Below are 26862 nucleotides of genomic sequence, written 5' to 3' on the forward strand. Positions count from 1 at the left end.
CTATCATGCGTTTTCTAATTTATAATAAAACTTAAATCTTTCATACAATTTAATACAGATCAACATTCATTCTGGCTCTATCTCCTTACTAACGGTAAAATATTGGTTTTATTCAATCTTTGCCGCAAATTACACTGCGGCAACACTCACGCTAGGGTTCATCCACTATGAAATGCGGTATCGTCGGCCTGCCCAATGTAGGCAAATCCACCCTGTTTAACGCCATCACCAAAGCCGGCATTGCGGCAGAAAACTATCCTTTCTGCACCATCGAGCCTAACGTCGGCATTGTTGAAGTGCCCGACCAGCGTATGCAACCGCTGATCGATATTGTCAAACCGCAAAAAACCCAGCCGGCGATTGTTGAGTTTGTAGACATTGCCGGGCTGGTGGCTGGCGCTTCCAAAGGTGAAGGCCTGGGAAACAAGTTCCTCGCCAATATCCGCGAGACGGATGCCATTGCACACGTGGTGCGCTGTTTTGAAGACGGCAATGTGATTCACGTCGCTGGCAAGGTAGATCCCCTGGCCGACATTGAAGTCATCAACACCGAGCTGGCGCTGGCCGACATGGAAACCGTTGAAAAAACCATGCAGCGCGAAGGCAAAAAAGCCAAAAGCGGCGACAAGGAAGCCATTGCCCTGATCAAAGTGCTGGATAAAGTGCTGCCCTGCCTCAACGAAGCCAAAGCCGTGCGCACTCTCAATTTGGATGTCGAAGAACTCAATTTGCTCAAACCGCTATGTCTGATTACCGTCAAACCCGTGATGTATATCACCAACGTGACCGAAGACGGCTTCGAAAACAACCCACATTTAGACAAAGTGCTTGCCTTAGCCAAAACCGAAAAAGCGCCTGTCGTCACTATCTGCGCAAAAATTGAAGGGGAAATTGCTGAGCTGGACGACGCCGATAAACTCGAATTCTTACGAGAACTTGGACAAGAGGAACCCGGCCTCAACCGCGTGATCCGTGCTGCATATGATTTGCTGGGCCTGCAAACCTATTTCACTGCAGGTGTGCAGGAAGTCCGTGCCTGGACCGTAAAAAAAGGCGCCACTGCACCCCAGGCCGCAGGCGTCATTCATACTGACTTTGAACGCGGTTTTATCCGTGCCGAAGTCATCGCCTACAACGACTACATACAATACAAAGGTGAAAAAGGCGCGCAGGAAGCCGGCAAAATGCGCCTGGAAGGCAAAGAGTATATTGTGCAGGATGGCGACGTCATGCACTTCCGGTTTAACGTCTAAGCCTGAATATACACGTGCAAAAGGCTGGGTCTCCCAGCCTTTTTCTTTACAAACTACTCACCAGTGGCGATAAACGACTGGTACTCGGGTTTCTCAATCACCCGCTTGAAGTGGCCAAAAATTTCAGGATCCAGCTTGGTTCCTGATTCGGAATCCATAATCTGCATGATCTCGGCATGTGGACGGGCGCCTTGATATACCCGCCGCACCGCCATCGCATCATAGTTATCCACCACCGTCACAATGCGTGACAACAACGGAATCGCTTCACCGACCAGGTGACCCGGATAGCCACTGCCATCAAACCACTCATGATGATAGCGCACGATGCCTGCAATCCGCTTAGCATCCTCATGCTCATAAACCTCAATCAAATTTGCCCCCACTGCCGGGTGCGTCTGCATGACGGCAAACTCTGCCTCAGTCAGCTTGCTCGGCTTCATTAACACGGCATCCGGCACCACAATCTTGCCAATGTCATGCAAACAAGCCCCCAACTCCAAGGCATCCAGCTCCTGACGGGTTAAACCAATCTCCAGCCCAACCCCGTTAGAAAGCGCCATCACACGATCACTATGCAAACGAGTGTACGCATCGCGCATCCGCAATGCATCGGCAAATACCTTACCCAAATGCAAAACCCCACCGTGATTACTGACAGCCTCGTTCATCGCATCCCCGAGTTTTAATTGATTACCCAGCCTAGCATACTCCCAAAATCAAACCCGTGAAAACCCAGGCACCCACGATTCAAGAAAATGCTTAGTAAAAAAGGGCTCAAAGGAATGTTGTCGTGCCCTGATACAACTGCTATAATCGCGGTCTTTCAAATCTGGTGATGTAGCTCAGCTGGTTAGAGCACAGGATTCATAATCCTGGGGTCGAGGGTTCAAGTCCCTCTTTCACCACCAATACCTAAGCGGCTTCCAGAGATGGAAGCCGTTTTCTTTTATACACTTCTTTACATTAGTAGCCACGTAGTAGCTTTTTTATTGATATAAGCCCTCTCATTCTATAGACTTTTTAGCGGGTTCAATATCAACAAAAGAGAAAATCATGTCTCAAATTCAGGATATTCAGATTGTTCTTGATGGAATAAGTAACATTCTAAAAACTAAAAGATTCAAAGTACCAGCTTATCAAAGATCATATGCTTGGGAGATTGAACATGTAGAAGCATTGCTGAACGATGTGCATGAGTCTATTAAAAGTAAAGAACATGAATATTTCCTGGGCTCACTAGTTGTTACTGGACAATCAGAAAAAAGATATGAAGTTGTTGATGGTCAACAAAGGCTGACGACAGTCAGCCTATTAATTGCTGCAATTAAAGATATATTTAAACGCGAAGGTGACGAGGATGTAGTAACAAGTGTAAAAACTGAATTTTTAGCAAGCACTGACAGAAAGTCTAGGGAGAAAGAGCCTAAGCTAGTTCTGAATGAAATTGATAATGAACTTTACCAAGATCTAATTGAAAGCATTCCAAACATTCAGAAAGAAAAATATACAAGACAATCTCATAAAAGGCTTATTGATGCTGCTGAAACAATCTACAAGTACCTTGAGGACTTATGTACAAAATCCAAAGATTCTGAGGAGGAATTGCACAGTTGGCTAGACTATCTAGAAAGTAACTTAAAAGTAATTTTAGTTACGGCTCCTGATGATAGTAATGCATTCGTCATTTTCGAAACACTCAACGATAGAGGACTTGAACTCGCAATATCAGATTTACTTAAAAACTATCTATTCCTAAAATCAGGCGAAAAAATTGAGGAAACAAAAAACAGATGGCTTAGTATGGTTGCTATATTGGAGAGTGCATCTGACGACCCCCTTATTGTTCAGTACCTCAGACATTTTGCAATGTCTAAATATGGACTAATTCGAGAAAAAGACCTCTACGGAGTAATTAAAAAGAAAATTACCAGCAAAAAATCAGCGTTATCCTTCTCGACTGAACTTGCAGAACGAGCAAAAACTTACTCGGCTTTACTTAACACAGACCATGAATTGTGGAGCAAATACGAGCCCTCAGTCAAAGAGTCAATAGCATCGCTAAATACATTGGGTATGATTCAGATTAGGCCCTTAATTCTTGCAATTATTGATAAATTTGATAACAAGAATATTTCTGGTGCACTACAAAAATTAGTTTCGGTTGCCGTCCGATTTCAGGTTGTAGGTGGTGTAGGAGGTGGTCTTTTAGAAAGATATTATGCAGACACAGCAAAGGCTGTCTCAGATGGAAATCTTTCAACAATTAAGGACTTAGTTGCCACGTTCACATCTGTTCCAACGGACTCTGCCTTCAAGGATGCATTCAGCATTGCCTCATTTTCAAAACAAAAGCTGGCTAGATTCTATTTACGTTGCATCGAAACACATCTAAGTAACGGTCAATTACAATCATCTCTAGATACAGGCAAGGTTAACCTTGAACACATTTTACCTCAAACACTAAATGAATATTGGAGCAACAAATTCACAACTGAAGAACACAAAGCAGCTTTTAATAGGCTCGGAAACTTAACATTAATGTCCTCAAAAACAAACAGTTCATTTGAAAACGAATCATTCGAGGAAAAGTCTAGTGAGTATAAAAAATCAGAATTTAAACTTACCAAATCCATATCAGAGAACATCCAATGGACAAAAAAAGAAATTGAATTAAGGCAAAGTGCAATGGCTGATATTGCGGTTCAAGTTTGGACTCTTAAGTAATTAAGTGTCCTTTATATCTAGTCTAGGGCATCGCCCAATCCGCGCTGTGCGACGCGCTTGCGCGCGGCGCGCAGTGCGTTTGTGCGAAGCCTAGAACGGTGCTTGTAATGGCGTTTGATCGCTAGGCAAGTATCTAAAAAATATCATTGGCGCATTAGCCTCAGTGATATACAAACTGCGGTCTCTGACAGCTTCCACCATAATGGCGGTATCAAATCGGGTGTGCAGCTCTTGCACAGCGTCAGCCACTTTTTCAGCTTGCATCCATTCAGCCATTGTTTCGGGCAATTTGATTGAGCGTGGCGCCCAATAGCGTTTGCGGTTGAATTGGTGGTGCTCCAAGTAGCTTTTGGTAATGTATTTAGAAATGTATTTGGCAATACCTAAAGCGTGTTTGGCGCTGTCGTAATGGTTACGCTTGCTACGTTTAATATCAACGTTGCCAAGGGCATTTTCGCCTCGCTCATCGCCTTTTCCACCAAGGGCAATCTGCCAGCATCGCCGCAACATATCAGCCCGCACAAAGCCGTTGATTGCTGCATGGACATGGTAATGCTCGCCACTTTTGTGCAGCTCTGGCACGGCAACATATTCAAACTTTTGACCTGCGTTTTCAAGTATCCGCATAAAGCGTTTCCATGTGGTAATCACTTGATCGTATTCAGTGAGCAGGCTGCGCGTGGTGAGTGTTAGTAATCTGTCAGCGCGAATTTCAAGGCAAAGATGGCGAACACGTCTTGCCGCTCGGTAGGCGCATTTTTCCAGATCACGTTTGGCGTCTGCCTCATCTTTTTCTTTTGGCTTTGCACGTCTCCCCCGCTCACGGTTGGCATTAATCAAACGGTTGAGATGATTGCGATTGACCAGCACCGCCTTCGCTTCAAACCCACCCTGGGAAAATGGTTGAATCTTTAAACGCCATTGATAATCCTGCTCATAGACTGGCGTGTTAATTGGCTGCCCCCACATAAGCGGATGATCAGGCGGTAACACTGCATGCTGTACACCATCGATCTGCAAAAACTTATCCAGATTAATCATGGCGCACCTCACTACCTGATTGCACGTGCTGATCAATATAGTTTTGCAGGTCTTGCAGCCGATAACGCACCGCACGCGAACCGACTTTTACAAAGGGGATTTTTGCGCCTGCCCAGCGATCACGTTCTAAAAACGCGATACTGACATTGAGAAACTTAGCCGCCTGTGGGGTGCTAAGGAGTTGAGATTGAAACTGCATTTTTTTTGTCTCCAGTAATTGGTGGAGACAAAATAATGAAACAAGAAAAAACTGATTAAAAAAGGTTCAGGTCAACTAAAAAATTAAAAACTACTCCTTAGATCTGAAAGTATGTTTTAACCCAATGATGGCCTAACATAAATCTTAATTTAACTTTTTAGCTGGCTACTCGTTTTGAATGATTTTAGGAGACAGAACACCATTTTCTAGGTCAATTAAGTAATCTACGTCTTTAGGCCGTCCAGCTTTTCTTTGACCTTTTAAGGGGTCTACTTCAGTAATCCAATTTTTTATCGTACTTTCATCTTTGTAATGTTTTCCATTGGCATATAAATTGATAGCTCTTGATTTAGCCATATGCGCAGGATGAATTTTAGGGTCTATATCCCAATAGGTTTTTGCAATTGCCTGACAAACTAAACGATCATGAACTTCGTTTTGAGGTCTATGTGTTGAGTTTGCCTTAACCTCCTGATCAGACTGTGACTTGGGACGCTTCCAAAAATCAGGAGGGTCAAGGTCTTCACTTTCACACATTCTAAAAAGCTCTGAACGGTTAATATAGTAATTATTTAACTTTGACTTATCGTAAACGTTATCAAAAAAGCACTTTTCAAGATGTTTTTGCCAGATGTTTAAATTGAAAAAAAACAGAGGCGCACTTTCTCTGGGTATTCTCCCTCCATTGGAACGACGAACCCTAAGGGTAGAGTTCCAATATCCTTCAACAATTTTCTGAATATAGTATTGAACCTCCTCGGGTAAACTATTCTCGCTCGTAGAGTCTGGGGCTACACCTGCCCAGCGATGAGCAACTTCCCAAATACTAAGATAATCTTTTCCCTTTAGAAACAATTTACCCTCCCTTAATCTGATGCTACTTACTTTTCATGCAAATACTCTGGCAAAGAATCGGACGTGTAATCAGCACCATCCCGACCTGTCCGATTCTGACCGAGTTTCGAAATACATTTTTCCTCACTCTCGATCAATATGAATGATTCGCGGACCCTTGTGTTTATCGGGAGGAGCTGACGGACTTCTACTAATCTGACGATTCACAGTTGGATTATCGAGCAGTAAGCGACTATTTTGACGAAGCTCATCTATTTGGCTCAACATTTCAGCCCTGTAACTATTTAAAAAAATACTCACCGCAATATAGGTGATCAAAGAAATTAGTAACCACGCCACCATGATTGCGGCAAGCACTGAGTAGAATACTGAAAACGGTGTTAATTGTTTTGAGCTGTCCTCGAGTGAAAAGAAACGCTCTTGGTCTGGTGTTAATCCTCTGATGTTTTCCATTGCCTCCCCTTTATTATCATGCTGCCAATATTTGAAACTCGGTTGCTTTAACAATCGGTTTTACTTGCCGATTTTCCCGCACCATTTCCACCAAACCATATTGCGACATGGTTTTTAATGTCCGTGACAAATTGCTTTGCTTGCGGCCTGTGAGTTCTGCCAATCCAGAGATAGACTCAGGCTGTGACTTTTGAATGATTTTTAAAAGTGCCCTGTTTTCATCGCTCAACACTTCTGCCAATGATCGCATGGAGGTGAACCAGATTTTAGGGTCGCTGGGCTTGGGTTTGTATTCGCCGCGCGCAATCGCCAACATACGCTCACGTATTTTGTCTTCAGGCATGATGCCAATATTGATGCGTTTCGTCATTTCGTTATCTCCATCAGCACTTTATCGACTTCATTAAAAAAGTCAGAAAGCAATTGTGCAGCATCTTTAAATTCATAAGGCACACCCTGATCGCTTGCATGTCGGTGTTTGTGGTCATAAGTTACTCGTTGACCAGCGTATTTGAATTTTTTAGGCAGTTTCACGGCGTGGCTGTTGTCATAGCCCATGATGCGTTTGCCGTACTTATCATGCAGTGTCAGCGAGTAACGTACGCCATGCGGTACTTCATCACTCGCCTTCACCTGCCACGCTTCAAACTTCATCCAGTAGCCATCGTCACGGTGAATGATTTGCCCGTTTAAATCCAATAGCGTATTGAGTGTGTAATCTGGCTCCATTTATATATCATCCGATGATAATTGTAAACAGTAAAAGCATTTTTTAGTTTCTATGCAATACGCTGTAATGGCGTGACAGATGCAGACTGTTTTTGCCCGACCTGTATCAAAATAAAGTCAGTAATTTTTTGCATTGGGGTTCGCAGCCGCTCAACATCAGTGATGATATAACCCGCCGTAACGTCATTGGTCATCTTATGATTGAGTAGTCGTTTTAAGGCATAGGCTGAAATATCCAGACTTTCGGCAATGGTGATAAAAGTACGCCGCAGATCATGCAAACTAAAGCTGACGCCACTTTCTTGCACAACACGCTGAATCTGCTTTTTCGGCTCGTTAAGCATGCCAGTGCCAAACTCGTTTGGAAATACATACTGATTGACGGCGTTGGCTTTTCTAACTGCCAGCATGTCATACAAAAAGTCAGTCAGTGGCAAAGTGTGGTCGGTGTGGTTCTTGGTCTCAATCACGGTAAAGGTGCGGTCTTTAAAATCCACGCGGTTCCAGGTGAGTGCAGTTGCTTCACGTCGTCTTAATCCAGTGAACAGGACAAACAGCAAATAATCGCGGATAGTTTCACGGTTAGGCGCAATCAGGTCATTAGACAGATTCATGACCGCCTCATACCAAGGCGCGAGATTGTAGGGCTTGATATAGGTCACGCGCCGATTGACCCGATACCACATGCGCAACTGTGAAATGCGATTGACGGGATTGGTTTTAAAAATGCTGTCGCCGTTGCTGTCTTCATACTTAATCATGGCGTAGTTATAGACCGCCCGAAAATTGCGCATGACTTTATTGGCTTGTGCTGGGGAGTTTTCGCCAATCTTACGAAAACGCATTTCGACCATATCTTTTGAAATATCGCGCAGCGTTTTATTCAGCCAATCGCCCAGATAGGTTTTAAAGGTATTGCGATAATCTTGAATCGTGCTGGTTTTTAAATTGACGCGACTGGAGATATATTCATTGAGGACTTCTTGCACGGTGACCTTAATCGCTTTACGTGCCCGCTCAACATCAAAGGGGTTTTTGCCTGTAGAAATTTCAGTGAGAATTTTGCGGGCTTCGTTTCTGGCCTCGTCTATGGTCATGACGTTATGGCGAGCGATACTTTTGCGGACTGTTTTGCCATCCAGTTTGGCTTCGGCAAAATAGACTTTTGCGGTACGACCGACCCGCAGGCCAAATCCTTTTAATTCGGAATCTCGATAAAAAATCTGGCCAGATTGTTCAAAGCCAATTTTTTCGACAAATGCCTTGGTGAGTTTTTGTTGCATGTTTTACTCCGTTCTACTCAATTTTTCGTTAAAAATTAGTAGCCACGTAGTAGCCAGAAATGCGAAAAATTGTATAAAACGCAGTATAAGCAGTTAAAACTTGAAGGCAATATTAATTATTTAAAATCAATAACTTATAAAACAATTTCAAGTTTTTTCCAAGAGAATAAAACTGGCCCGGGAGCCCTTCATAATCCTGGGGTCGAGGGTTCAAGTCCCTCTTTCACCACCAAATACAAAAACGGCTTCCAGCAATGGGAGCCGTTTTTATTTATCGCAACCTTCTGCAAAGCACCCTATTTCAAGCGCATGCAAAGTTAAATGAATTTAAACCTGTGGGCATAGTCACATTGATACCAATCAATTAGACAATAAGGAAAACACATGCACGTAAGTTTTGAAGTCGCACAAGAAATCATTGACAAAGCCGTTGAGAAATCCAAACAAATTGGCGTCAAGATGTGTATCGCCGTATTGGATTCTGGTGGCAACTTGAAAAGCTTCACTCGAATGGATGATGCTTGGGTTGGCAGTATCGACATTGCTATTAAAAAAGCAAAAACCGCTTGTTACTTCGCCATGCCCTCTGGCGAAATCGGCAAGCTTTCAGTACCAGGCTCGCCTTTATACGGCATCGAACACTCCAACGATGGCTTGATTACTTTCCCAGGTGGGTTACCTATTGTGGATGAAGAAGGTATGTTGATCGGTGCAATCGGGGTAAGTGGAGACACGGTTGAGAACGATCACTTAGTTGCTCAGGCTGGAGTGAATGTCGCTGGTGTTTGTGATGTACCTAAGCATCCTTGGCGGACTTAGTTAACATGATAACTACAGCTTCCTGAGCGAGTAAGAACATAGGTCTCATAATAAGTTGGTGCTGTGTTCGACCACAGAATTTACACCTATAAAAACAAAGGGTTACGAAAATAGCAACCCTTTTTTATTTTCTAGTAGCCGAAATTTTGGATTATTGAAGGTTTATAAACTGCTAAATCAAATGGTATATGCTTAGGTATGTTGTAGTCATGAAGAGTGCTATTTAATTTTAGCACTCGTGCAAAGGCAATGTTTAATCTGCGTCTGGCCACCATCCACAAAAACTCAATCCCATTAATGAAGGTGGCCTCTGGTGATGCAAGAAACGCCACGGCCTTCGCGACTTCATCAGGGTTACTTACCCTGCCAATAGGCACTTGAGAGCCTAATAATCCAGCAAGCCTTGCTGCTGGGCAGAATTTTCACCTGCCAGCTCGACCAAGCCTGGGGTTTTGATCGGGCCGGGGCGGATGATTAGGGCCTTAGTAACATTAAACCGACCCTTACTTTTTAAGCCAGCCTAACCTCTGCTGCCTTCTAAAGATGCAGATACCAAGCATCTGTGCTGCTGCAGATTTTTCACATTCACATAAAAAAGGCCGATGCCAGTAAGCATCGGCCTGTTAAGGCTTAGTGATTTAGCTGTGTATTATGCGCGTTGACGAGCGCGACGTGTGGCCACGCCAGCCATCAGACCCAGACCTGCCAGCAGGAATGCAAAGTTTGTCGGTTCAGGCACAGCGGCGGCTACGCCGGTCAAACCATTGAAAGTGCCGTTTAAAGTGGTGATGTATGTCGCAGCGCCAGTCATCAGGTTAATCGAAAACAACTGGGAATCCAGGGTACCATTATCCAGGTTAAACAAGGCATAGGCCTTACCGTTGCCAAGAATGTCAAAGCCGTTCGCAGACAACACATCTACGCCCAAAGTGCCGACTGTCTGAATGCCACCCGCACCGGCTGGATTATTAAAACCACTCGCGAGAAAGTTTAACGAGTCTGTGGTCGAATTCACGTAATACAGCCCAGTGCTGGCAGGGTTAACGCCAGGATTTGAATTAGTGTAAGCAACGGCGGTATAACCACTGCCAATGTTTGCACCGGCGGTATTGCCTACTACGCCAGTATTGGCATTGACCGCATAGTTGTTGCCTGTGCCAGTGACTACACGTAGCGAAGGATTACCAGCAAAATCTGCAACCGGGTTAAAGTCGATACCGATAGATTGCCCGGCCAGGGAAGCTTCTGTGAGGTTGCTCTTGAAGGTTGCTGTACCAGTGGTTGTGTTGAGGGTATACAACCTGTTCTGGTTGGTGAGCCCGTAAACCAAGCCATCTGTTGGTCTGAGGTCAACGCCCAGCAATCTTTCATTCGCTGCCAACCCTGAAATATTGATGTAGGAAACTGCACCTAAATTCAAGGTATCAATCACAGCAATACTGCTGCTATTCACGCCATACAATGTATTCGCATTTACCTGGGAAGCCGCCACTAGCAAACACGTGCCCAATATTGCCTTATAAATTACACTTTTCTTCATACTAACCTCTCAAAATATATTTTCAGTTATTAAAATGACTTACAAAACCGTGTGACCTAAACCAGGACTAGCTTCATCCGAACCCACCAAGCTAAGACACACACCACTTACGCTCCCAACAATCACTATAAAAAACCGTTTTTATATCAATTGATGAACGGCTTAGAGCAACCACCTTCAATAAATATTTCCATGTAACAAATTATCGCATTAACAATTTGGCAGTAATCGTGCGCTTAAATGCGCTAATTCACTCAATGCTTACTTCGAAAGTGAAAAACTTTTATCGTACCTGATATACGCAATGCATCTGAAAATGGATGCACTCAGCACTACATTATTTAGCCTAGTGTTGATTAATCATTAGAAAATGAGATCGAAGAGATGACCTCGCGAACCGGTGAGCGAGATTGTTGATTTTGAGAGATTACTGATAAAGCGAGGCAGGATGAAAATACATTAGTGGATCGACCACAGCGTCTAATTGCGCATGGTCGGAGGCATCAAAAAAATTGAAGATGCGCTCTGCAAGCCATGGCGATTCTTTATCGCCACGCCCGTAAAAGCCTGCATGCCCACCCTCAGCTTGATAATCCAGGTGAACCGTGCTTGATACCTCTGCTTCTGAGGGTAAGCTTTCAAAGGGGACAAAAGGATCATTTTTGGCATTTAAAATGAGCGTCTGCGTTTGTATGGCATGCAACCAGGGCTTGGAGGCATTCACGTCATAGTATTCGTCGGCACTCTTTGTACCAAACAACACTGAGGTCACCGCGTTATCCATGCCTTGAACGGTACTCACTGCCTGTATACGTCTGGCATCCAAATAGTCCGGAAAGCGCTCGGCCATTTGCAACGCTTTTGGCTTCATCGTCGCGACAAAGTGTTTGCTGTATAACAAATAATTAACGCCTTTATCAAGGCTGTGAGCTGTTTGTTTCAAATCGATAGGCGCTGAAATGGCAGCTGCCGCTTTGACTAATTGGCTCGCCTCATTCGGATATTGACCCAGCCACTTTAAGAGCGCATTGCCTCCCAGTGACACGCCTGCCGCATAAAGAGTCTTTTCGGGGAGTTTTTGATGAATGATTGAAATGAAGGTATTGATCTCTTCAGCATCCCCGGCATAGTACACGCGGGGCAGCCGATTGGGCTCGCCAGAGCAACCGCGAAAATGTACAACCAGGCCAATCCATCCGCGTTGTTTGGCAGAGGACATGATCACCCGCGCATAATGACTTTGCGAGCTCCCTTCCAGGCCATGAAATAACACCAATACTGGTTTATTCTGCGTGTGATCCAACTGCTCGGGCGGTTCGGTCCAATCAACATCCACAAAGTCTCCATCCGGCAATTCCCAGCGCTCCCTGACATACGTCTGCTTTGCAACCTGCGGGAACAGTGAGGGAACGATGGTTTGCAGATGCCCTCCGACTTGCCATATCGGCGCCTTAAATTCATTGGCTGCCAAGCAGGTTGAAGCAGAAAATATACATGCTGCCATGGTCAGGATTAAATAAATTACCCTCATTAGTTTAACTGGCTGGCGCATCAATAAGTCTTGATAAGCAATGTGCAGCCGTTTTCAGTGCGGATTTCTTTGTGATAGGTCCCAGCTCCCGCAAAATGATAATCACCGTTTTTACAATGAATCCCGTCCAGCCATACCTCGCCATCAATCACAAACGTTTCTTCATTTTTTTGATGATCGTGATAAGGAATACTCGTATTTTGTTCGAGTTTGAGCAGAAATGACTTGGCCTCGTCATCGCTTTTCAATACTTTGATTTGAATGCCATGCTTGATAGATTTCCACTGACCCTGCTCTGAAAATACAAAAAATTGTGCGTTACGGCTATGTGAAACCCGTTGCATCAATTTCTTTTTGATATGGTTTTTCGTCTCGTGCTTAGGTGCCAAATCTGGCGTCGCCTCAAACAGCTCAAGAAATAAATCAAAATCCAATGATTCAGGTTTATTGGTTGTCATCTCTTTATTCAAAACTGTTCACCTTTGAGTTTCTCTCTTAATGATTTTTGTGCTCGGTTAATGGTTGATTTCACGGATCCGAGCGGCATATTCATCACCTGAGATATTTCTTGATGTGATAATCCATAATAAAAAACATGATGCAACAACTGCCTTTGCAAGGGTTTAATTTCTGACAAAGCTTTCACGACTGCCAGCGACGCCTGTTTACCCTGTAGCCTATCGTCTGCTGACAAGTCTGTTGACTCTATTTCCCAATCGAAATTAACGACCATTTCAGGCACTGCATTACGCTTTCTTACCGCATCAATTGCACGAGAACGGCAAATGATTAACATCCAGTTATACAGTGGGCATTTGTTGAAATCGTAGCGATAAATTTCCTGCCATACCTGGTAATAAGTATCTTCAACCACTTCTTCAGAAGTACTCGGATCTTTGGTAATTTTCAAAGCCAAACTATAGATTTTGCTAAAAGTAGCTTCATACAACTCGTTAAAAGCATCCTCATCCCTATCTATTATTCGAGCTATCAAATCCTCGATGTCATCTCTCACAATTCATTCCAAATTTTCTTTTGATATTTTAATTGCACCCGATGTTAAGTACGACAAACTGCTTTAATTGGATGCAGTTTAGAGAAATAAAACGCATCCATGCATGACGCAGACCGTGTCGAGTGAGTTAACGGCCATGAATCTATCAATCGAGGTGACGATCACGACTAAAATCAAAAGTGCTGCCGTGGGCGTTACGCGTCATCTTGTTTGGATTTAAAACGGCTGAACAAGCCACAACGTACTTTTTCTGTCTCTTCTGCGGTCATGGCGCCATCGCAGCAATGCTTGTGGTGGTGCCCGTGACGACCTCTAAACCCGCCAAAAAGTATCCTGCTGAGGATTAACAGCCCCACTGCCTGGCCGTAATTAATCGCATTAATACCATCGGCCAATGAAACAGCCACATGATTCCACAACAGCATGACGACATAAGATAAAGCGGCGATTGCGACGACCACCAACGCTGCGATGGCAGCACATTTACTTCTACATCTTTTCATTTATTTCTCCAATTGATTGATTTTAGTAAGGGGATTGCAATTGTTCTCTTAAAAACGAAACTGCATACCGTTTCCTGGCTAATAAGGTGTTGATAGAAACATCCGTTTCTGCGGCAATTTGCTTGAAGCTTTTGCCGTCCAGCTCGTGGGCGATAAACACTTGCCGCTGTTCGGCCGGCAATTGATTAAGCGCTGCCACCACCTGCTCAACCAGCTGTTTTTTCTCGTAAAGCGTGGCTGGGGTTTCATGTTCGATTGAAAGGATAGATTCCAGCCAGAGGGAATCCTCATCCTCGTCGGGGTCTAGGGCGACTTCCTGCTTTTGCTTTCTGAAACGGTCAATAATGCGGTTTCTGGCGACCTGGTATAACCACGCCCCGACTTGCTCCAGTGGCTCTGGCAGGCGGTAAGCAGAGACAAACTCATAAAACACATCCTGCAAAATATCCTCAGCATCCCCAGCATTGGGCACACGCTTCCTGATGAAATTACGAAGCCGGGCTTTTTCCTGATTGAAGGTGTCTGTGATCACAGAATCTTGCTGCGTCATGAGTAAATTGTTTTCTAAATGTATGTCCATACTGTATAAACGTTTCAGGCATGGAAATATTGTATGAATGCTGAAATACCTTTTTTAAAGACAGATTGTGCAGCATGGCGGCTATATGAACTAATCAAAAGAAATGACCTCGCCTAAGCCACTTGCTTGGCTTAGCCAATACAGGTAATCGGTTTATTGTCGAACTTGAAAATGGCAAGCCTACAGTGCAACTGCAAAAATTGTTGGATGTACTGGATGTCTTAGGCTTGGAATTAGTGGTACAGATAAAGAGAAATATCTTACTCCCCCCGTTAAGCAGCTTAGAGTAAATACTTCTCTACCGTTTCTATAAACAATTGCGGTTGCTCTGCATGCACCCAATGCCCTGTAGGCAGGCTGGCAAACTCCGATTGCGGAAAATGCTGCTGAATCACGGCAACGTCTTGATCGCGCACATAATCACTTTGCTCGCCGCGTATGAACAGGCATGGTTTTTCATAGTGCACAGCCAAGGCGGCCTGAAAGTATGCGTAGTTGGCTTTAAGGGCTGGCAGGTTGATGCGCCACTGCAACTGGTCGTCCACCTTGACCAGATTGGTGAGCAAAAACTGGCGCACCATGAGGTTACTGATGGAAGCGCTCAAGGCTTTATCGGCTTCACTTCGAGATTGAACCTGACTCAAATCCAGCGCTAGCATGGCGTCTATCAAATGGGTGTGTGCATCGGCATAAGCGCGTATACCCATATCCACCACAACCAGCTTGTTCACATGTTCTGGATACTGCGCAGCAAACAGCATGGCGACTCTACCGCCCAGGGAGTGCCCTAGCAAATGAAGTTGCGCCAACCCTAAGTCATCACATAATTGCCGCAAATCCTCCGCCATGTCGGTGAGTGTTTGCGAGTCATTGTGCGGCGAACGGCCATGGTTGCGCAAATCAACACTGATCACCTGGTAGTGCTGCGCAAAGTGTTTGGCGATACTACCCCAGTTATCAGCGGAGCCAAATAAGCCGTGCAACAGGACGAGTGGCTGGCCTTGGCCCAGTGTTTGGTAATGTAATTGCATGTTTTAAAACCAGGAATTGATGACTAGGTGACTTTTTTCTTGACTGCTGCATCAAACATTTCATGGTTGATGGGTGACTCCAGGCGGCCGTTATTTAATAAGGTGAGGACTAGGTCAATAGACGCTTCGTTGATAACGATGGCGCCGTTTTCTATCACCAAGCCCCAGCCTTTTTGCTCATTTACTTTGACCAGCTCTTGTAGAAACTGGGCGTCTTTGTAGTAACCGCTTTTCTGGATAGAAGAGACTTTACGCAGGTAATTTAAATTCGCGCCTATGTGCTCTTTGAGCAAACTGGCATCGCTGAATATGTTCAGGTCCACAAATTCCTGCAGTACCACATCGCGGTTTTTTTCCATCCCGGCCCGGAAATTGAGCGTGCTCTCGAATTCTTTCTTGTTGGCAATAAAAGTAGTGCCTTCATAGCTGAAAAAATCGACCTGCGTATCAATCGTAAAAATCTCCTGCTGATCCAGGTCCTTGAGTTCCTGGTCCTTAAACTGCAGGAAAGAAACATGCGCCAGTTTGGCAGGGTTGGTGAATTTATGGATTTTACGGTAGGCATACAAGGTTTTATCCTGGTGCTCCAGCTTGATAACCAAGGCCCATGAATCGAGCAAATCTTCATATTTCTCCACTTTAGGATTGGCGGTGCCTTTATCGATCTCGGCCTCAATCAAGGTGACATCGGTGGCAGCGGACTCTATGGTCAATAAGCCATTATCCTGGTCAGTGGTGAGAAAGTCATAGGCATCTAGCTGATAGCCTTGATCGCTTATTTTGGCGATGACGGCATGCTTGAGTTTCTGCTCCAGCCTGGCATCCGTATCGACTTTTAATACCGAGTATTTGGCCTGTTGCTGGCTCAATTTTCTTTTCACCAGCCAAAACGTGGTCAGCCAATGTTTGAAATCAGTGCCGCGTAGTGTCTGCAAGCTTTGATTGGCACTAGTCGTCACTGTCATTTCCTTTCTTTTCTACCTGCGTGACAAAATACATCAAGTTTGAAAGCCGTTTGATCGCGCAATAGTCGCCCACCTGGAAATGATCTTTGGACAATAACAGGCCCTGCTTTTCCTGCGTCCCTTCTTTGAACTGGCAATCATATAATCCGTACCCTGCCAGCGCCAGCACCGGGTTTACAAATACATTTTGCGTGCGGTAAGACAAAACGAACAACAGTGCCAGGAAAATAAACAGGCAAACCAGCAACTTCCAGTCGCCGAGGTCAAATTTATAAAAAGACATCATGTAAGGAATGGTGTAGGTAAACATATCGGCAGATTTATTGGACACCCGATTGATTTTGACCGGCACACCCTGCTTGATATTTCTCGCCGCACTTAATGTGATTAGCGCGCAGACGACAAACAATACCGCAATCGCAGCAGCCCTGGCTGGATGTTCAAACCAGGCCGTATTTTCATTGAGATCCTTGACCACCAGAATCAAGCCGAGTGGGGCATATCCACTAATAAAAATGGCAAGGGCTGACAAAAAATGAAGCTGCATGTTGTACGTTTCAATGACCAGTATAGGCGGAATACCCTAGTGAAGAATACAGGCAGAACGGTTTGTAATCAACGCTCACTTTTTGAAGTCAGCCCATTCCTACGACAGTATCAGAGTTTGATGTATACCCCGATTTTTTTGATTTTTTGATAATGAGGTCTCGTTAAATTCAAACAAGGAAAGAATCATGAAAAACACACTCAAATCTATGTTGCTTGTTAGTGCTTTGTTAATGCCAATGGCAGGCTTTGCCGCTGATGGCGACTCCATTGGGACTAAAGTGGAAGATTCCGTGATCACTGCCAAAGTAAAAGCTGCATTTGCCAAAGACAAAGCAGTGAGCGCAACAGACATTTCAGTGGAAACCGACAGCAATGGCCTGGTGCAATTGACAGGCCATGCCAAGTCACGTGCTGAAGCAGATAAAGCGGTGCAGTTGACCAAACAAGTTAAAGGTGTGACTGCCGTGAAAGACGATATTGTGGTTGCGCAATAAGTTTGCCGCCAGTGTATCTTGCCCATAGGAATCGTCGCGATTCCTATGGGCAGTTTCATTTTCAGCCCCCCTATTCCTCCATCCTACTTCCCTCACCGGATGTGAATCCGCCTATAATGCATTGGTATTAATCCTATATTTCAGCGCTTGCTGGTCACTGGGGAGAGCACAATGCCTGATTACAAAACGCCTGGGGTGTATATTGAAGAGATCAGCAGGTTACCACCGAGTGTGCCAGCGCTAGAAACCACCCTGCCCGCGTTCATCGGCTACACGGAAAAAGCCGGCACGCAAGACACACCGTTAGCGCTCATCCCTACCACAGTGACGTCTTTGCTTGAGTATGAAGCCTTGTTTGGCGCCGGGCCTGCCAGCACAGTCACGCTATGGCTCAATGCGGAACAACACATCTCCAACACCACGATAGACCGGCCCTTTTATCTTTACGACAGCGTGCGGCTGTTTTTTGCCAATGGGGGTTCTCAATGCATGATTGTTTCGGTTGGCGACTACAGCACTGCGGTCTCTAGCGAAAACTTGGCATATGGTTTGAATGTCATCGCCCCCCATCCCGGGCCCACGCTCATCGCCATGCCTGACCTGACACTTTGCCCTGAGCCTCATACGCTGGAGGCAAACGCGCTCGCGCAGTGTGCACAATCGCCCAATCGTTTTGCCATCTTTGACCTGGGTCACTGCCAGAATACAGTTGACTTCGCGCAAGAAGCCACCCGCTTTAAACAACGCGTGGGCAACGACCACCTCAACAACGGGGCCGCATACGGACCCTGGCTGATCGCAAGCTTGCCAAGAACCACCCCTCTGAGTCGCTTGATGTTTAAACTGGAAAGCACCATTGTCACGGCTGAAAGCCTGGCCCAGGATGAAAACATGCGGTCCTTGATTGCGCAAATTCGTGAGGCAGAAAACTTTCTAGAGACAAGCGCCCAATGCGCGCTGTTAAATGAGCAACTGTATGCCTTGCACGCACAGGCCAGGCAATGGATAGATGCAGCCAATACCGCCTTAAACACCCTCCCAGCCTGTGGGGCTGTGGTCGGAGTGTATGCTACCACTGACCAGGCGCGCGGAATTTGGAAAGCGCCTGCCAATGAATCGCTACACCAGGTGAGTCATCCTGTGTTTAACTTCAATGACCAGCAACAGGCTGAGTACAATGTGGATGTTAACAGCGACAAATCCATTAATCTGATCCGCACATTTCAGGGCAAAGGCACGCGAGTATGGGGAGCAAGGACGCTAGCAGGCAATGATAACGAGTGGCGCTATATCAGTGTACGGCGATTTTGCCGCTGGATAGAAGCCTCAGCCTGCAAGGGCTTGCAGGCACTGGTATTTGAACCTAATGACGCCAATACCTGGATGCGAGCACAAGCCATGATAGAAAACTTTTTAAACTTGCTTTGGCGGCAAGGTGCCTTGCAAGGCAGCAAACCCGAGCACGCTTTTTTTGTTCATGTCGGCTTGGGAAAAACCATGACGGCAAATGATATTGCGCAAGGCTTGCTACTGATTGAGATCGGCCTGGCCGTGGTACGGCCAGCCGAATTTATTGTATTGAAAATAAAGCAGAAACAATCCGCTGCCTGATTCGAGAGCCTCTTTCATTAAGCAAAGGCAGCTGCGCCCACTTTGAGGCACTCTTCGGCGCAACGACGGCAAGCCTCGGCACAGGTGCGGCAATGTCCATATCCATGTTGTTCACACTCCACGGCACAAGCGGTACAAATTTCTGCGCAATCCTGGCAGACCAACTCCGTAAAGTCGCTACGGCGCGCAATAAATGAAGCGGTTAATCGGCAAAAATCCGCGCAGTCCATATCGAGTTCAATACAAGTCCTGAGCATAGGATTGGCTTCCTTTTCACAGGCAATCGCACAAGCTTCGCAAGCATCTGCACATTTTTTACAGAGTTCCATACACATATTCAAATCGTGATCAGTCATTTCCATTCTCCTCATCTATTCATTTACCAGCAGAAACAAACACTCCCCGGCTGGGGAGTGTTTAAGGATGGCTATGGCTGTTTCACACCTGTACCACCCTCATCCGGTTTTTGATGAAAGCGTTTGCTTTTCTCCATGTTGCCAGCTTTGGATGGCTTATTGGTGGAGTTCTGTTGCTGGGTATTGGCAGAGCCTTTGGTATCGTTATTGTTATCTTGCTGCTGCTCCAGGTAGTTACCGTTCTGGGTGGTGTCTGGCACCTGATTTTTTTGCTGGTGTGCCGGTGGCGCATTATCTTGTGGCGCCGCCGTGGCAATATTGACAGAACACACCAGCGTACTGGCTAACAACATAGGTAGTAGTTTCTTCATCATAAAGTCTCCTCAATCGTCATTTGAATGACCTGCTTATATCGCAGGATTAACTTTATGCTACTGGTCTCTACTACCCCTGTATGTCGGCCGTCCTACAAATTAACTGTAGGATAATCACGAAGCATCCTCATTGCCTGTCAGGCTACTGTTGTGGCTGCGGATCCAGGCGATCACTTTGAGTAACTCGTCCGGGCTAATGCCGTTGTTAGGATCTGAAGGATCCATGAGACCTTTGCCTTTGGCGCCCATGCCGCCGTTAGTCCCGTTCCAGACGGTTTCAAACATGCCTTTATTGGTCGCATCCTTGGCATAGTTATAGTTCGGCCCGGTCAATGCAGGCCCTACCTGACCACCTGCGTCCGGGCCGTGGCATTGGGTACATGAATAGAGCTGAAAAATCTTTTTCCCTTCAGCGATGGCATCTTCTTTTCCGATATAAGGGTTTTTACCCGTGGCTAAAAATTCTTTAGCGGCAGGGGTATCAAACAACTCATGCTTGATTTCAAGCGGTGAGCCATCTTGGGTTTTGACAAATTGGATCGCTTCGCCACTGGCAGCAGTATCCGGAGCCGGGCCGTTGGTATCTGCTTGTTTGTCACACGCAGTCAGTCCGAATGCCAGCAAAAGCAGGCTACATCCTAAAGTATGGTTCATCATATTCTCCTTAATGGTTGAGTGTTCTTGAGTGCGACCCATTATGAATAAAAGGAAAACTTGCGCCCATGTAACAATGGCGGAATCTGCTGTAGGATTATTCGGACAGTAAGCAATAAAAAAGTCTGGCCAAAAACCAGACTTTTTCTGCTAGCAATTTTATCCCTAGGTGTTATCGATCAAGGTATCAATACCCTGCTGTTGCTTGACATCATTGAGCGGTGCACTGCCCGGCGATTGATGTTGCTGATTACCCGGCACCTGAGGATTCTTCTCAGCCTGTTCCATTTTATTGGCTTCCTCCACCTGTTCGTTAGCCGTATGTTTTTCCAAGTTAAGCTGATCCTGATTCTGCTGTTCAGGGCTGGCATGGTCAGGCCCAGGGGCATTGCGCTGGGTATTGCTTACTTGCCTTTCCTGCGGGTCCAGTTTGCTTTCGTCCAGCTTCACATGCCTTAAATCCCCTTCATCCAGTCCGTCTTTATCCAGCTCGGCTTCATGCAATCCTTCTTGGTCCAAGCCGCCTTCGTCCAAAGTGTCCTCTTTTAATCGGCAGAGCCGTGACTGATGTTGTTCTTCCAGATCTTGCGCCTGCTGGCGGGCTTGGCTGCGCAACGGGTTCTGGTGGGACTGGTCAGGCATGATCTGGTTTTGATTCGCTGCCAGTGCTTGATGATCCAGCTGATCCTGCAGAATCTGCACGGCTTCGCCCTCATTGGAGGGGTGATGCTTGTGTAAATTTACCATGGGTATTCTCCTTGTGACTTTACTCAGCTTTTAAAAGCTGGAAGGCTCAACCATTAATAATTTCGCCGCCGTTGGGATGAATCACCTGGCCGGTCATATAAGAAGAGGCCTGGCTGGCCAGGAACACATAGGCCGGGGCGATCTCACATGGTTGGGCAGGCCGCTTTAAGGGCACCTGGTTACCAAATTCGCTCACCTTGTTCTCATCAAAACTGGCAGGAATCAAGGGCGTCCACACCGGGCCGGGGGCCACGGCATTGACGTAGATATCCTTATGCACCAACTGCTTTGACAAGGACCGGGTAAAAGAAACCACTGCGCCTTTGGTGGCGGAATAATCAAGCAATTCCGGGCTGCCCCGGTAAGCAGTGACCGAGGCGGTATTAATAATATGACTTTTGTTGGGCAAGTGAGGCAACGCCGCCTTGACCATATAAAACATAGAGAAAATATTAGTCCTGAAGGTGTGTTCCAGCTGGCGCTGACTGATTTCGACAATACTGGTCTGCGGAAACTGCTGTGCCGCATTGTTAATGACAATATCCAGCTTGCCAAATTGTTGCAGCGTGTCATGCACTGCCTGCTCACAAAAACCTTCATCAGCCACATCACCAGGAATCAGCAGGCAATGGGTGCCATACGACTCAACTAATTGCTTGGTTTTTGCGGCATCCTCATGTTCATCGAGGTAAACAATGGCCACATCCGCCCCTTCGGCCGCAAAGTGCACAGCGACCGATCGGCCAATTCCACTATCGCCGCCGGTGATAATGGCCACCTTGCCTTTTAGTTTGTCGCTCCCGACATATTCGTCTTCGATATATTTCGGTTGCGGTTCCATATCAGATTCCCGCCCAGGCTGGACGTATTGATGCTGGGGCGGATTAATTTTTTCTTCAACGGCTTCCATATTCACTCCTTTTGCACGATGCACTGCAGGCATGTTCATGCCTTTTGCAAAATGGTTAGTTTCTCAAATTGTTTCCCGGTGTGGCTGGATCCACTGGGGCTGGATCACCCGGCAATGTCCGCTGTTGCTGGCGCCGCTGCTGCTGATTGGGCAGCCCCTCTGCCGGGACTTCTGGCGGCACAATCACCCCGCGTTCGTGTGGCATTTGTGGCGGCTGGTTAACACTATTCGAGTCTATGTTGCAGGATGGTTTGGTGGAACGTGCCGCCTCATCACAGGGAGGCACTGCATTGTTGACCGGTGGCGCTGCCACGGCATTCAAACTCATGCCATAACACGCACTGATCACTAATAAGAGAGATATCGGCTTTTGCATACCTTCTACTCCTTTCAATATAAGAGATTATTCTTGGTCATATGGTTAAACATGACACTGAATCCCTGCGTGGCTCAATCCACGCTGAGTGACGCAAGTTGATGAATTCATTGTATGGCAGGCCTGGCGGAGAGGCCGTAGGCAATGCACTGATTTGACTGTAGGACATGTTTCAAACAAAGCGTCAGAAATGCAATAAAGGCGCTGCCTGCTTAACACTGCCCGCTTCAATGCGTCGCTTCCATTCTCCTGTCAGACAGGTCTGACAACACAATCAGCCACTCCCCGATGTTTGACAACTGGGTCATTTTTTACACTTCAGTCCCAGACAGTCCATTGATGACTATATATTTCTGAAGCTGGCGAACACCTTTCTGAATGTCGCTGGCCACTTTAAAAATTGCGTCTTTTGTTTTATTGAGTAGGAGTGCACCATGAGTCAATATCCCGTGAATCCCTTGCAGTTGGATCAAACGATTCTTGATCAGGCCTTGCTGAACCAGAGTCAAGGGGACTCATTCTGGAGATGGGAGGACTCAGCCTCACAACACACTGCCTCACAACAGACTGAAAGTGATACCACACAAGCCCGCTTTATTCTCGACCGTTTATTTCAGGATTACAGTGGCGCATTTGCCGTGAGATTGTGGAACGGCAACATGCTCCATATTGGCGAAGGCACTCCAGCATTTACCGTTTGTCTGGAGCAAGCTTCGGTATTGCGTAATATGGTCTGGTTTACTGATCCCAAACATCTGGCAGAAGCTTACCTTGCCGGTCAGGTCCAGATTCTGGGTGACTTTCATGCTGCCATGCAATTACGGGAACACTTTGAATCCCTCTCCTTGCCGCTGCATGAAAAATTAGGCCTGGTCTTTAGGGCATTAACCTTGGCGACTGATGCGGATTTCTCTAATGCGCCCAGACAAAGTCTTCCCCACAGTGGTACCCCATACCACGGCGTCAAGCCTGCCGCACAAGACGCTTTATCCATCGCGCTCAGCTATGACGAAGTCCCCGAAGATTTTTACCAGTGCTGGCTCGGCGAGCACATGTTGCATGCATGTGCTTATTTTTCAGGCAACACGCATGAACTGGCGCAGGCGCAACGCAATCAGCTAGACCTGATTTGCCTGAAGCTGCATTTACAGCACGGTGACTCGCTGCTGGATATTGGTTGCGGCTGGAGTGGGCTCGCCTGCTGGGCAGCCAAACATTATGGCGTGTTCGTCCATGGCATCACTCAAAACGCCAGCCAATATGCCTACGCGGTCAAGCAAGTGCAAAGTCAAGGCCTGGAACACTTGGTCAAGATAGAACTCGCTAGCTACCACGACCTGCCAGCCACGGGCAGTTACGACAAAGCCGCCTGCATTGGCATTGCCGACCATATTGGCGAGCAATATTTGCCCGATTACCTGGCCAAAGTGCATGCAGCCCTTAAACCAGGCGGGTTGTTCCTGACACATGGCATTACCAATGAATCGACCCAGGATGCTTCCAGCGAATTTATCAACCGCCAGCTGTATCCGCAGGGAGCACTGACCACTTTCCCCCATCTGTTACAGCAGATGGATGCAGCCAAATTTGATGTATTCAATGTCGAGGGACTACGTCGGCATTATGTGATGACCCTGCACCAATGGCTGGCCGGACTGGAGGCGAATCACGAAACCATCGCCAGCATCGTCGGTGAAAGGACCTACCGACTCTGGCGCCTGTATATGACAGCCAGTGCCATTCAGTTTGAACAGGGTGTGACAGGCATCCACCAAATTGTGGCGACACGCCGATAAAAACGACAAGGAGCGAATGATGCCATTGAAATCACCTTCTCACCCAACCCTTTCTTTGATTGCTTCTGCGTGCATCATCGTCTTGACTGGTTGTTCGCAACCGGCCAAATTACCTGAAAGCGCCGGCTATGGACCAGACCCCGATTTATCTGCCTACAATAAAAGCTGGTTCCCGACGATACACGTAGCTGAGGCAGTAGGTTGGCCGGAAGGCAAGAAACCCACCTCTCCGCCAGGCACCAACGTCGTTGCCTTTGCCAGTAACCTCCAACATCCACGCTGGCTATATGAATTACCAAATGGCGACATCTTGGTCGCGGAAACCAACCATCATGAAAAAAGTGATGGATTCGACCTCAAAAGTTGGATTGCCAGCAAGTTTATGAAAGACGGCGGTGCCAAGGCAGAGAGCATGAACCGTATACTCCTGTTGCGTGATAACGATGGCGACGGTGTCGCAGATGAGCGTCATATCTTTATCGAGAACCTGCATTCCCCTTTTGGAATGGCACTGGTTGGCGATGCCTTCTATGTCGCTAATGCCGATTCGCTGGTGAAGTTTCCTTACCAGGAAGGGCAAACAGAAATCAAGGCTGCACCGATCAAAGTGACAGATCTGCCTGCTGAGCGCAATCATCACTGGACTAAGAATATCCTGCCCAAGCAGGATGGCAGCAAAATTTACGTCACGGTCGGCTCCAACAGCAATGTGGGCGAAAACGGCATGGAGATTGAAAAAGAACGGGCTGCCATCTGGGAAGTGGACCCCAACTCCGGCCAGCACAACATTTATGCTTCAGGACTACGCAATCCTAATGGCATGGCCTGGGAGCCAGACAGTGGGGCATTGTGGGTGGTGGTCAATGAACGCGATGAACTGGGTAGCGACCTGGTGCCTGATTATATGACCTCTGTGACGCAAGGGGCCTTCTACGGCTGGCCTTACAGCTATTACGGCCGGCATGTGGATGACCGTATCCAGCCGCAGAAACCTGACCTGGTCGCCAAGGCCGTCAAACCGGATTATGCTCTGGGGTCGCACACGGCTTCCCTGGGCCTGACACCAGCCAAGGGCAACCAGTTGCCGGAACAATTCAAGAATGGCATGTTTGTCGGCCAGCATGGCTCCTGGAACCGTCGTCCCTATAGTGGCTACAAGGTGATTTTTGTGCCGTTTGAAGAGGGTAAACCGGCGGGCCAGCCGATTGACGTTCTGACCGAGTTCCTCAATGTGGATGGTCAGGCACAAGGACGTCCGGTCGGCGTACTGGTGGATAAAAAAGGCCATTTGTTAGTGGCAGATGATGTGGGCAATGTCATCTGGAATGTCAAAGGCAACAGTAATAGCCGCAAGACAGCGCAAAAAGCGCTTGAACGGCAAACCCTTAGCGAAGCCGAACACACTGACATCGACATCACAGAAAACTGAGCGAGTAGCTACCATTCATCCGCAAAAGCTGCACTACATCCAGGAAAACGTCACACCCGGATTCAGTCGCAAGCGGGTGAGGGGCAAGTTCAGGTACCTGGACGAAGATGGCCAATGCATTCAGTGTGAACAGCATCTGGCAAGGATTGCTGGCCTGAAGATACCACCGGCCTGGCAATCGGTCTGGATATGCCCGCATCCGCATGGGCATATCCAGGCCACCGGTCGCGATGCCAAAGGCCGCAAACAGTATCTTTACCATGCCGAATGGCGGGTATTACGCGAGGCCAGAAAATACGAGCACATGCTCGCTTTTGGCGCACAACTGCCCCTCATCCGCCAGCAGGTGGATAAAGATTTGAAAGCCCCTGGCCTGGGCAGGCAAAAGGTCCTGGCCATGATGGTGTACTTGCTGGAAAACACCTTGATCCGTGTAGGCAATGACGCCTATGCAAAGAGCAACCAGTCGTTTGGCCTGACCACCTTGCGTCACCGTCACGTGGTGATCGAGTCCAGTGAGGTACGGTTTCATTTCCGTGGCAAGAGCGGGGTGATGCATCGCATACGCTTGCATGACCGGCGCCTGGCACGCATGCTTCGCCACCTGCGTGAGCTACCCGGCCAGGCATTATTCCAATATGTGGATGAGCATGGTGAGCAGCATGCAATAGGCTCTACAGATGTGAACGAGTATTTGCGACAGGTGACAGGCGAGGACATCACGGCCAAGGATTTCCGCACCTGGTTTGGCAGTCTGCATGTGTTACAGGCGTTGAGTGAATGCCCACCTTGCAGCAATGAGACCGAAGGCAAAAAGAACGTGGTGGAGGCTATCCGGCTAGCAGCCTCCAAACTGGGCAACACACCGGCCATTTGTCGCAACAGTTATGTGCATCCTTACATTATTGACAGCTATCTGGCTGGCCGCGAATGGAATATGCCGGGACAACACACCGAGGATGGCTGGCCTGCATTGAGTACCGCAGAGCAAAGCATGCTGCGATTATTACAACAAAGATAATTTCTGATGAAGTACATCACT

32 protein-coding genes and 1 tRNA gene are annotated in these 26862 nt (G+C 46.9%); 9 read left to right on the plus strand and 24 right to left on the minus strand.

The window, feature by feature from the left end; translation table 11 throughout:
• The first annotated feature begins 167 nt into the window (after positions 1-167).
• The gene (gene ychF, locus F463_RS0105010; RefSeq protein ID WP_018985960.1) at positions 168-1253 is read left to right on the plus strand and encodes a redox-regulated ATPase YchF; all 1086 of its coding nucleotides are present in this window, start codon (positions 168-170) and stop codon (positions 1251-1253) included.
• 53 nt (positions 1254-1306) lie between these two features.
• Here the strand turns inward: ychF and F463_RS0105015 are convergent, their stop codons facing one another.
• The gene (locus F463_RS0105015) at positions 1307-1924 is read right to left on the minus strand and encodes an HD-GYP domain-containing protein (RefSeq protein WP_018985961.1); all 618 of its coding nucleotides are present in this window, start codon (positions 1922-1924) and stop codon (positions 1307-1309) included.
• A 163-nt stretch (positions 1925-2087) separates the two neighbouring features.
• Between F463_RS0105015 and F463_RS0105020 the strand changes: the two genes are divergently transcribed.
• Both F463_RS0105020 and F463_RS0105025 read left to right on the plus strand, forming a co-directional pair.
• Positions 2088-2164 (plus strand) — tRNA-Met (locus F463_RS0105020).
• 145 nt (positions 2165-2309) lie between these two features.
• Positions 2310-3980, plus strand: coding sequence for a DUF262 domain-containing protein (locus F463_RS0105025; RefSeq protein ID WP_018985962.1), 1671 nt, complete (start codon positions 2310-2312; stop codon positions 3978-3980).
• A 90-nt stretch (positions 3981-4070) separates the two neighbouring features.
• Here the strand turns inward: F463_RS0105025 and F463_RS0105030 are convergent, their stop codons facing one another.
• The 7 genes from F463_RS0105030 to F463_RS0105060 form a co-directional block, all read right to left on the minus strand.
• Positions 4071-5021 carry a rolling circle replication-associated protein gene (locus tag F463_RS0105030; RefSeq protein WP_018985963.1) on the minus strand — a complete coding sequence of 317 codons (951 nt, stop codon included), beginning with the start codon at positions 5019-5021 and terminating at the stop codon, positions 4071-4073.
• A complete protein-coding gene (locus F463_RS0105035; RefSeq protein WP_018985964.1) occupies positions 5014-5220 on the minus strand; it encodes a helix-turn-helix transcriptional regulator in 207 nt (68 codons plus the stop codon). The genes F463_RS0105030 and F463_RS0105035 overlap by 8 nt, the downstream gene beginning before the upstream one ends.
• 165 nt (positions 5221-5385) lie before the next feature.
• The gene (locus F463_RS0105040; protein ID WP_018985965.1) at positions 5386-6075 is read right to left on the minus strand and encodes a hypothetical protein; all 690 of its coding nucleotides are present in this window, start codon (positions 6073-6075) and stop codon (positions 5386-5388) included.
• A 123-nt stretch (positions 6076-6198) separates the two neighbouring features.
• Positions 6199-6528 carry a hypothetical protein gene (locus tag F463_RS0105045; RefSeq protein ID WP_018985966.1) on the minus strand — a complete coding sequence of 110 codons (330 nt, stop codon included), beginning with the start codon at positions 6526-6528 and terminating at the stop codon, positions 6199-6201.
• A gap of 16 nt (positions 6529-6544) precedes the next feature.
• Positions 6545-6898, minus strand: coding sequence for an HVO_A0114 family putative DNA-binding protein (locus tag F463_RS0105050; protein WP_018985967.1), 354 nt, complete (start codon positions 6896-6898; stop codon positions 6545-6547).
• On the minus strand, positions 6895-7257 hold the full coding sequence (locus F463_RS0105055; RefSeq protein ID WP_018985968.1) for a toxin-antitoxin system TumE family protein: 363 nt from the start codon (positions 7255-7257) through the stop codon (positions 6895-6897). Before F463_RS0105055 ends, F463_RS0105050 begins: the two co-directional genes overlap by 4 nt.
• A 50-nt stretch (positions 7258-7307) precedes the next feature.
• The gene (locus F463_RS0105060) at positions 7308-8540 is read right to left on the minus strand and encodes a tyrosine-type recombinase/integrase (RefSeq protein WP_018985969.1); all 1233 of its coding nucleotides are present in this window, start codon (positions 8538-8540) and stop codon (positions 7308-7310) included.
• Between the two features lie 384 nt (positions 8541-8924).
• On the opposite strand from F463_RS0105060, the gene F463_RS0105070 reads away from it, so the two are divergent.
• Positions 8925-9359, plus strand: coding sequence for a GlcG/HbpS family heme-binding protein (locus tag F463_RS0105070; protein ID WP_018985971.1), 435 nt, complete (start codon positions 8925-8927; stop codon positions 9357-9359).
• 131 nt (positions 9360-9490) lie between these two features.
• Here F463_RS0105070 and F463_RS15075 read toward each other — a convergent pair whose 3' ends face one another.
• The 10 genes from F463_RS15075 to F463_RS14600 all read right to left on the minus strand — a co-directional run bounded on the left by F463_RS15075 (position 9491) and on the right by F463_RS14600 (position 17071).
• Positions 9491-9736 (minus strand): hypothetical protein, encoded by a 246-nt coding sequence (locus F463_RS15075; protein WP_211209179.1) that lies wholly within the window; start codon positions 9734-9736, stop codon positions 9491-9493.
• Between the two features lie 272 nt (positions 9737-10008).
• Complete coding sequence (locus F463_RS0105075) at positions 10009-10899, minus strand: PEP-CTERM domain protein (RefSeq protein ID WP_018985972.1); 891 nt, start codon at positions 10897-10899, stop codon at positions 10009-10011.
• Positions 10900-11326: 427 nt separating this feature from the next.
• Positions 11327-12403, minus strand: a complete 1077-nt coding sequence (locus tag F463_RS14090; RefSeq protein WP_018985973.1) for a YheT family hydrolase — start codon at positions 12401-12403, stop codon at positions 11327-11329.
• Positions 12404-12450: 47 nt separating this feature from the next.
• Positions 12451-12900, minus strand: a complete 450-nt coding sequence (locus F463_RS14595) for a cupin domain-containing protein (RefSeq protein WP_154650014.1) — start codon at positions 12898-12900, stop codon at positions 12451-12453.
• Positions 12897-13445 (minus strand): RNA polymerase sigma factor, encoded by a 549-nt coding sequence (locus F463_RS14100; protein WP_169623157.1) that lies wholly within the window; start codon positions 13443-13445, stop codon positions 12897-12899. Before F463_RS14100 ends, F463_RS14595 begins: the two co-directional genes overlap by 4 nt.
• A gap of 194 nt (positions 13446-13639) precedes the next feature.
• Positions 13640-13948: a hypothetical protein gene (locus F463_RS0105095; protein ID WP_018985976.1), complete on the minus strand. Its 309-nt coding sequence runs from the start codon at positions 13946-13948 to the stop codon at positions 13640-13642.
• 22 nt (positions 13949-13970) lie between these two features.
• Positions 13971-14498, minus strand: a complete 528-nt coding sequence (locus F463_RS0105100; protein WP_018985977.1) for an RNA polymerase sigma factor — start codon at positions 14496-14498, stop codon at positions 13971-13973.
• A 311-nt stretch (positions 14499-14809) separates the two neighbouring features.
• Positions 14810-15559 (minus strand): alpha/beta fold hydrolase, encoded by a 750-nt coding sequence (locus tag F463_RS0105110; protein ID WP_018985979.1) that lies wholly within the window; start codon positions 15557-15559, stop codon positions 14810-14812.
• Positions 15560-15582: 23 nt separating this feature from the next.
• Positions 15583-16524 carry a Kiwa anti-phage protein KwaB-like domain-containing protein gene (locus tag F463_RS0105115; protein WP_018985980.1) on the minus strand — a complete coding sequence of 314 codons (942 nt, stop codon included), beginning with the start codon at positions 16522-16524 and terminating at the stop codon, positions 15583-15585.
• The gene (locus F463_RS14600) at positions 16508-17071 is read right to left on the minus strand and encodes a hypothetical protein (RefSeq protein WP_018985981.1); all 564 of its coding nucleotides are present in this window, start codon (positions 17069-17071) and stop codon (positions 16508-16510) included. Before F463_RS14600 ends, F463_RS0105115 begins: the two co-directional genes overlap by 17 nt.
• A 187-nt stretch (positions 17072-17258) precedes the next feature.
• Between F463_RS14600 and F463_RS0105125 the strand changes: the two genes are divergently transcribed.
• On the plus strand, positions 17259-17567 hold the full coding sequence (locus F463_RS0105125) for a BON domain-containing protein (protein ID WP_018985982.1): 309 nt from the start codon (positions 17259-17261) through the stop codon (positions 17565-17567).
• Between the two features lie 171 nt (positions 17568-17738).
• Positions 17739-19178 carry a phage tail sheath family protein gene (locus F463_RS0105130; protein WP_018985983.1) on the plus strand — a complete coding sequence of 480 codons (1440 nt, stop codon included), beginning with the start codon at positions 17739-17741 and terminating at the stop codon, positions 19176-19178.
• Between the two features lie 17 nt (positions 19179-19195).
• Here the strand turns inward: F463_RS0105130 and F463_RS0105135 are convergent, their stop codons facing one another.
• From F463_RS0105135 to F463_RS0105160, 6 genes are all read right to left on the minus strand, one after another.
• Positions 19196-19534 (minus strand): four-helix bundle copper-binding protein, encoded by a 339-nt coding sequence (locus F463_RS0105135; RefSeq protein ID WP_026295322.1) that lies wholly within the window; start codon positions 19532-19534, stop codon positions 19196-19198.
• 71 nt (positions 19535-19605) lie between these two features.
• A complete protein-coding gene (locus F463_RS0105140) occupies positions 19606-19908 on the minus strand; it encodes a hypothetical protein (RefSeq protein WP_231587251.1) in 303 nt (100 codons plus the stop codon).
• Positions 19909-20022: 114 nt separating this feature from the next.
• On the minus strand, positions 20023-20562 hold the full coding sequence (locus F463_RS0105145) for a c-type cytochrome (RefSeq protein WP_018985986.1): 540 nt from the start codon (positions 20560-20562) through the stop codon (positions 20023-20025).
• A gap of 165 nt (positions 20563-20727) precedes the next feature.
• A complete protein-coding gene (locus F463_RS0105150; RefSeq protein ID WP_018985987.1) occupies positions 20728-21309 on the minus strand; it encodes a hypothetical protein in 582 nt (193 codons plus the stop codon).
• Between the two features lie 46 nt (positions 21310-21355).
• Positions 21356-22252, minus strand: a complete 897-nt coding sequence (locus F463_RS0105155) for an SDR family oxidoreductase (protein WP_018985988.1) — start codon at positions 22250-22252, stop codon at positions 21356-21358.
• Between the two features lie 22 nt (positions 22253-22274).
• The gene (locus F463_RS0105160) at positions 22275-22595 is read right to left on the minus strand and encodes a hypothetical protein (RefSeq protein WP_018985989.1); all 321 of its coding nucleotides are present in this window, start codon (positions 22593-22595) and stop codon (positions 22275-22277) included.
• 434 nt (positions 22596-23029) lie between these two features.
• Here F463_RS0105160 and F463_RS0105165 point away from each other — a divergent pair, with 434 nt between their 5' ends.
• From F463_RS0105165 to F463_RS0105175, 3 genes are read left to right on the plus strand one after another with little or no spacing between them, the layout of a single operon-like run.
• Positions 23030-24391, plus strand: a complete 1362-nt coding sequence (locus F463_RS0105165) for an SAM-dependent methyltransferase (RefSeq protein ID WP_018985990.1) — start codon at positions 23030-23032, stop codon at positions 24389-24391.
• A 19-nt stretch (positions 24392-24410) separates the two neighbouring features.
• Entirely contained in the window at positions 24411-25820 is a 1410-nt protein-coding gene (locus F463_RS0105170) for a PQQ-dependent sugar dehydrogenase (protein WP_018985991.1), read from the plus strand.
• Complete coding sequence (locus F463_RS0105175) at positions 25762-26841, plus strand: DNA topoisomerase IB (RefSeq protein WP_245545132.1); 1080 nt, start codon at positions 25762-25764, stop codon at positions 26839-26841. Before F463_RS0105170 ends, F463_RS0105175 begins: the two co-directional genes overlap by 59 nt.
• The last annotated feature ends 21 nt before the right edge of the window (positions 26842-26862 follow it).

Origin of the sequence: Methylophilus methylotrophus DSM 46235 = ATCC 53528 (genome assembly GCF_000378225.1) — a bacterium.
Classification (GTDB): Bacteria; Pseudomonadota; Gammaproteobacteria; order Burkholderiales; family Methylophilaceae; genus Methylophilus; species Methylophilus methylotrophus.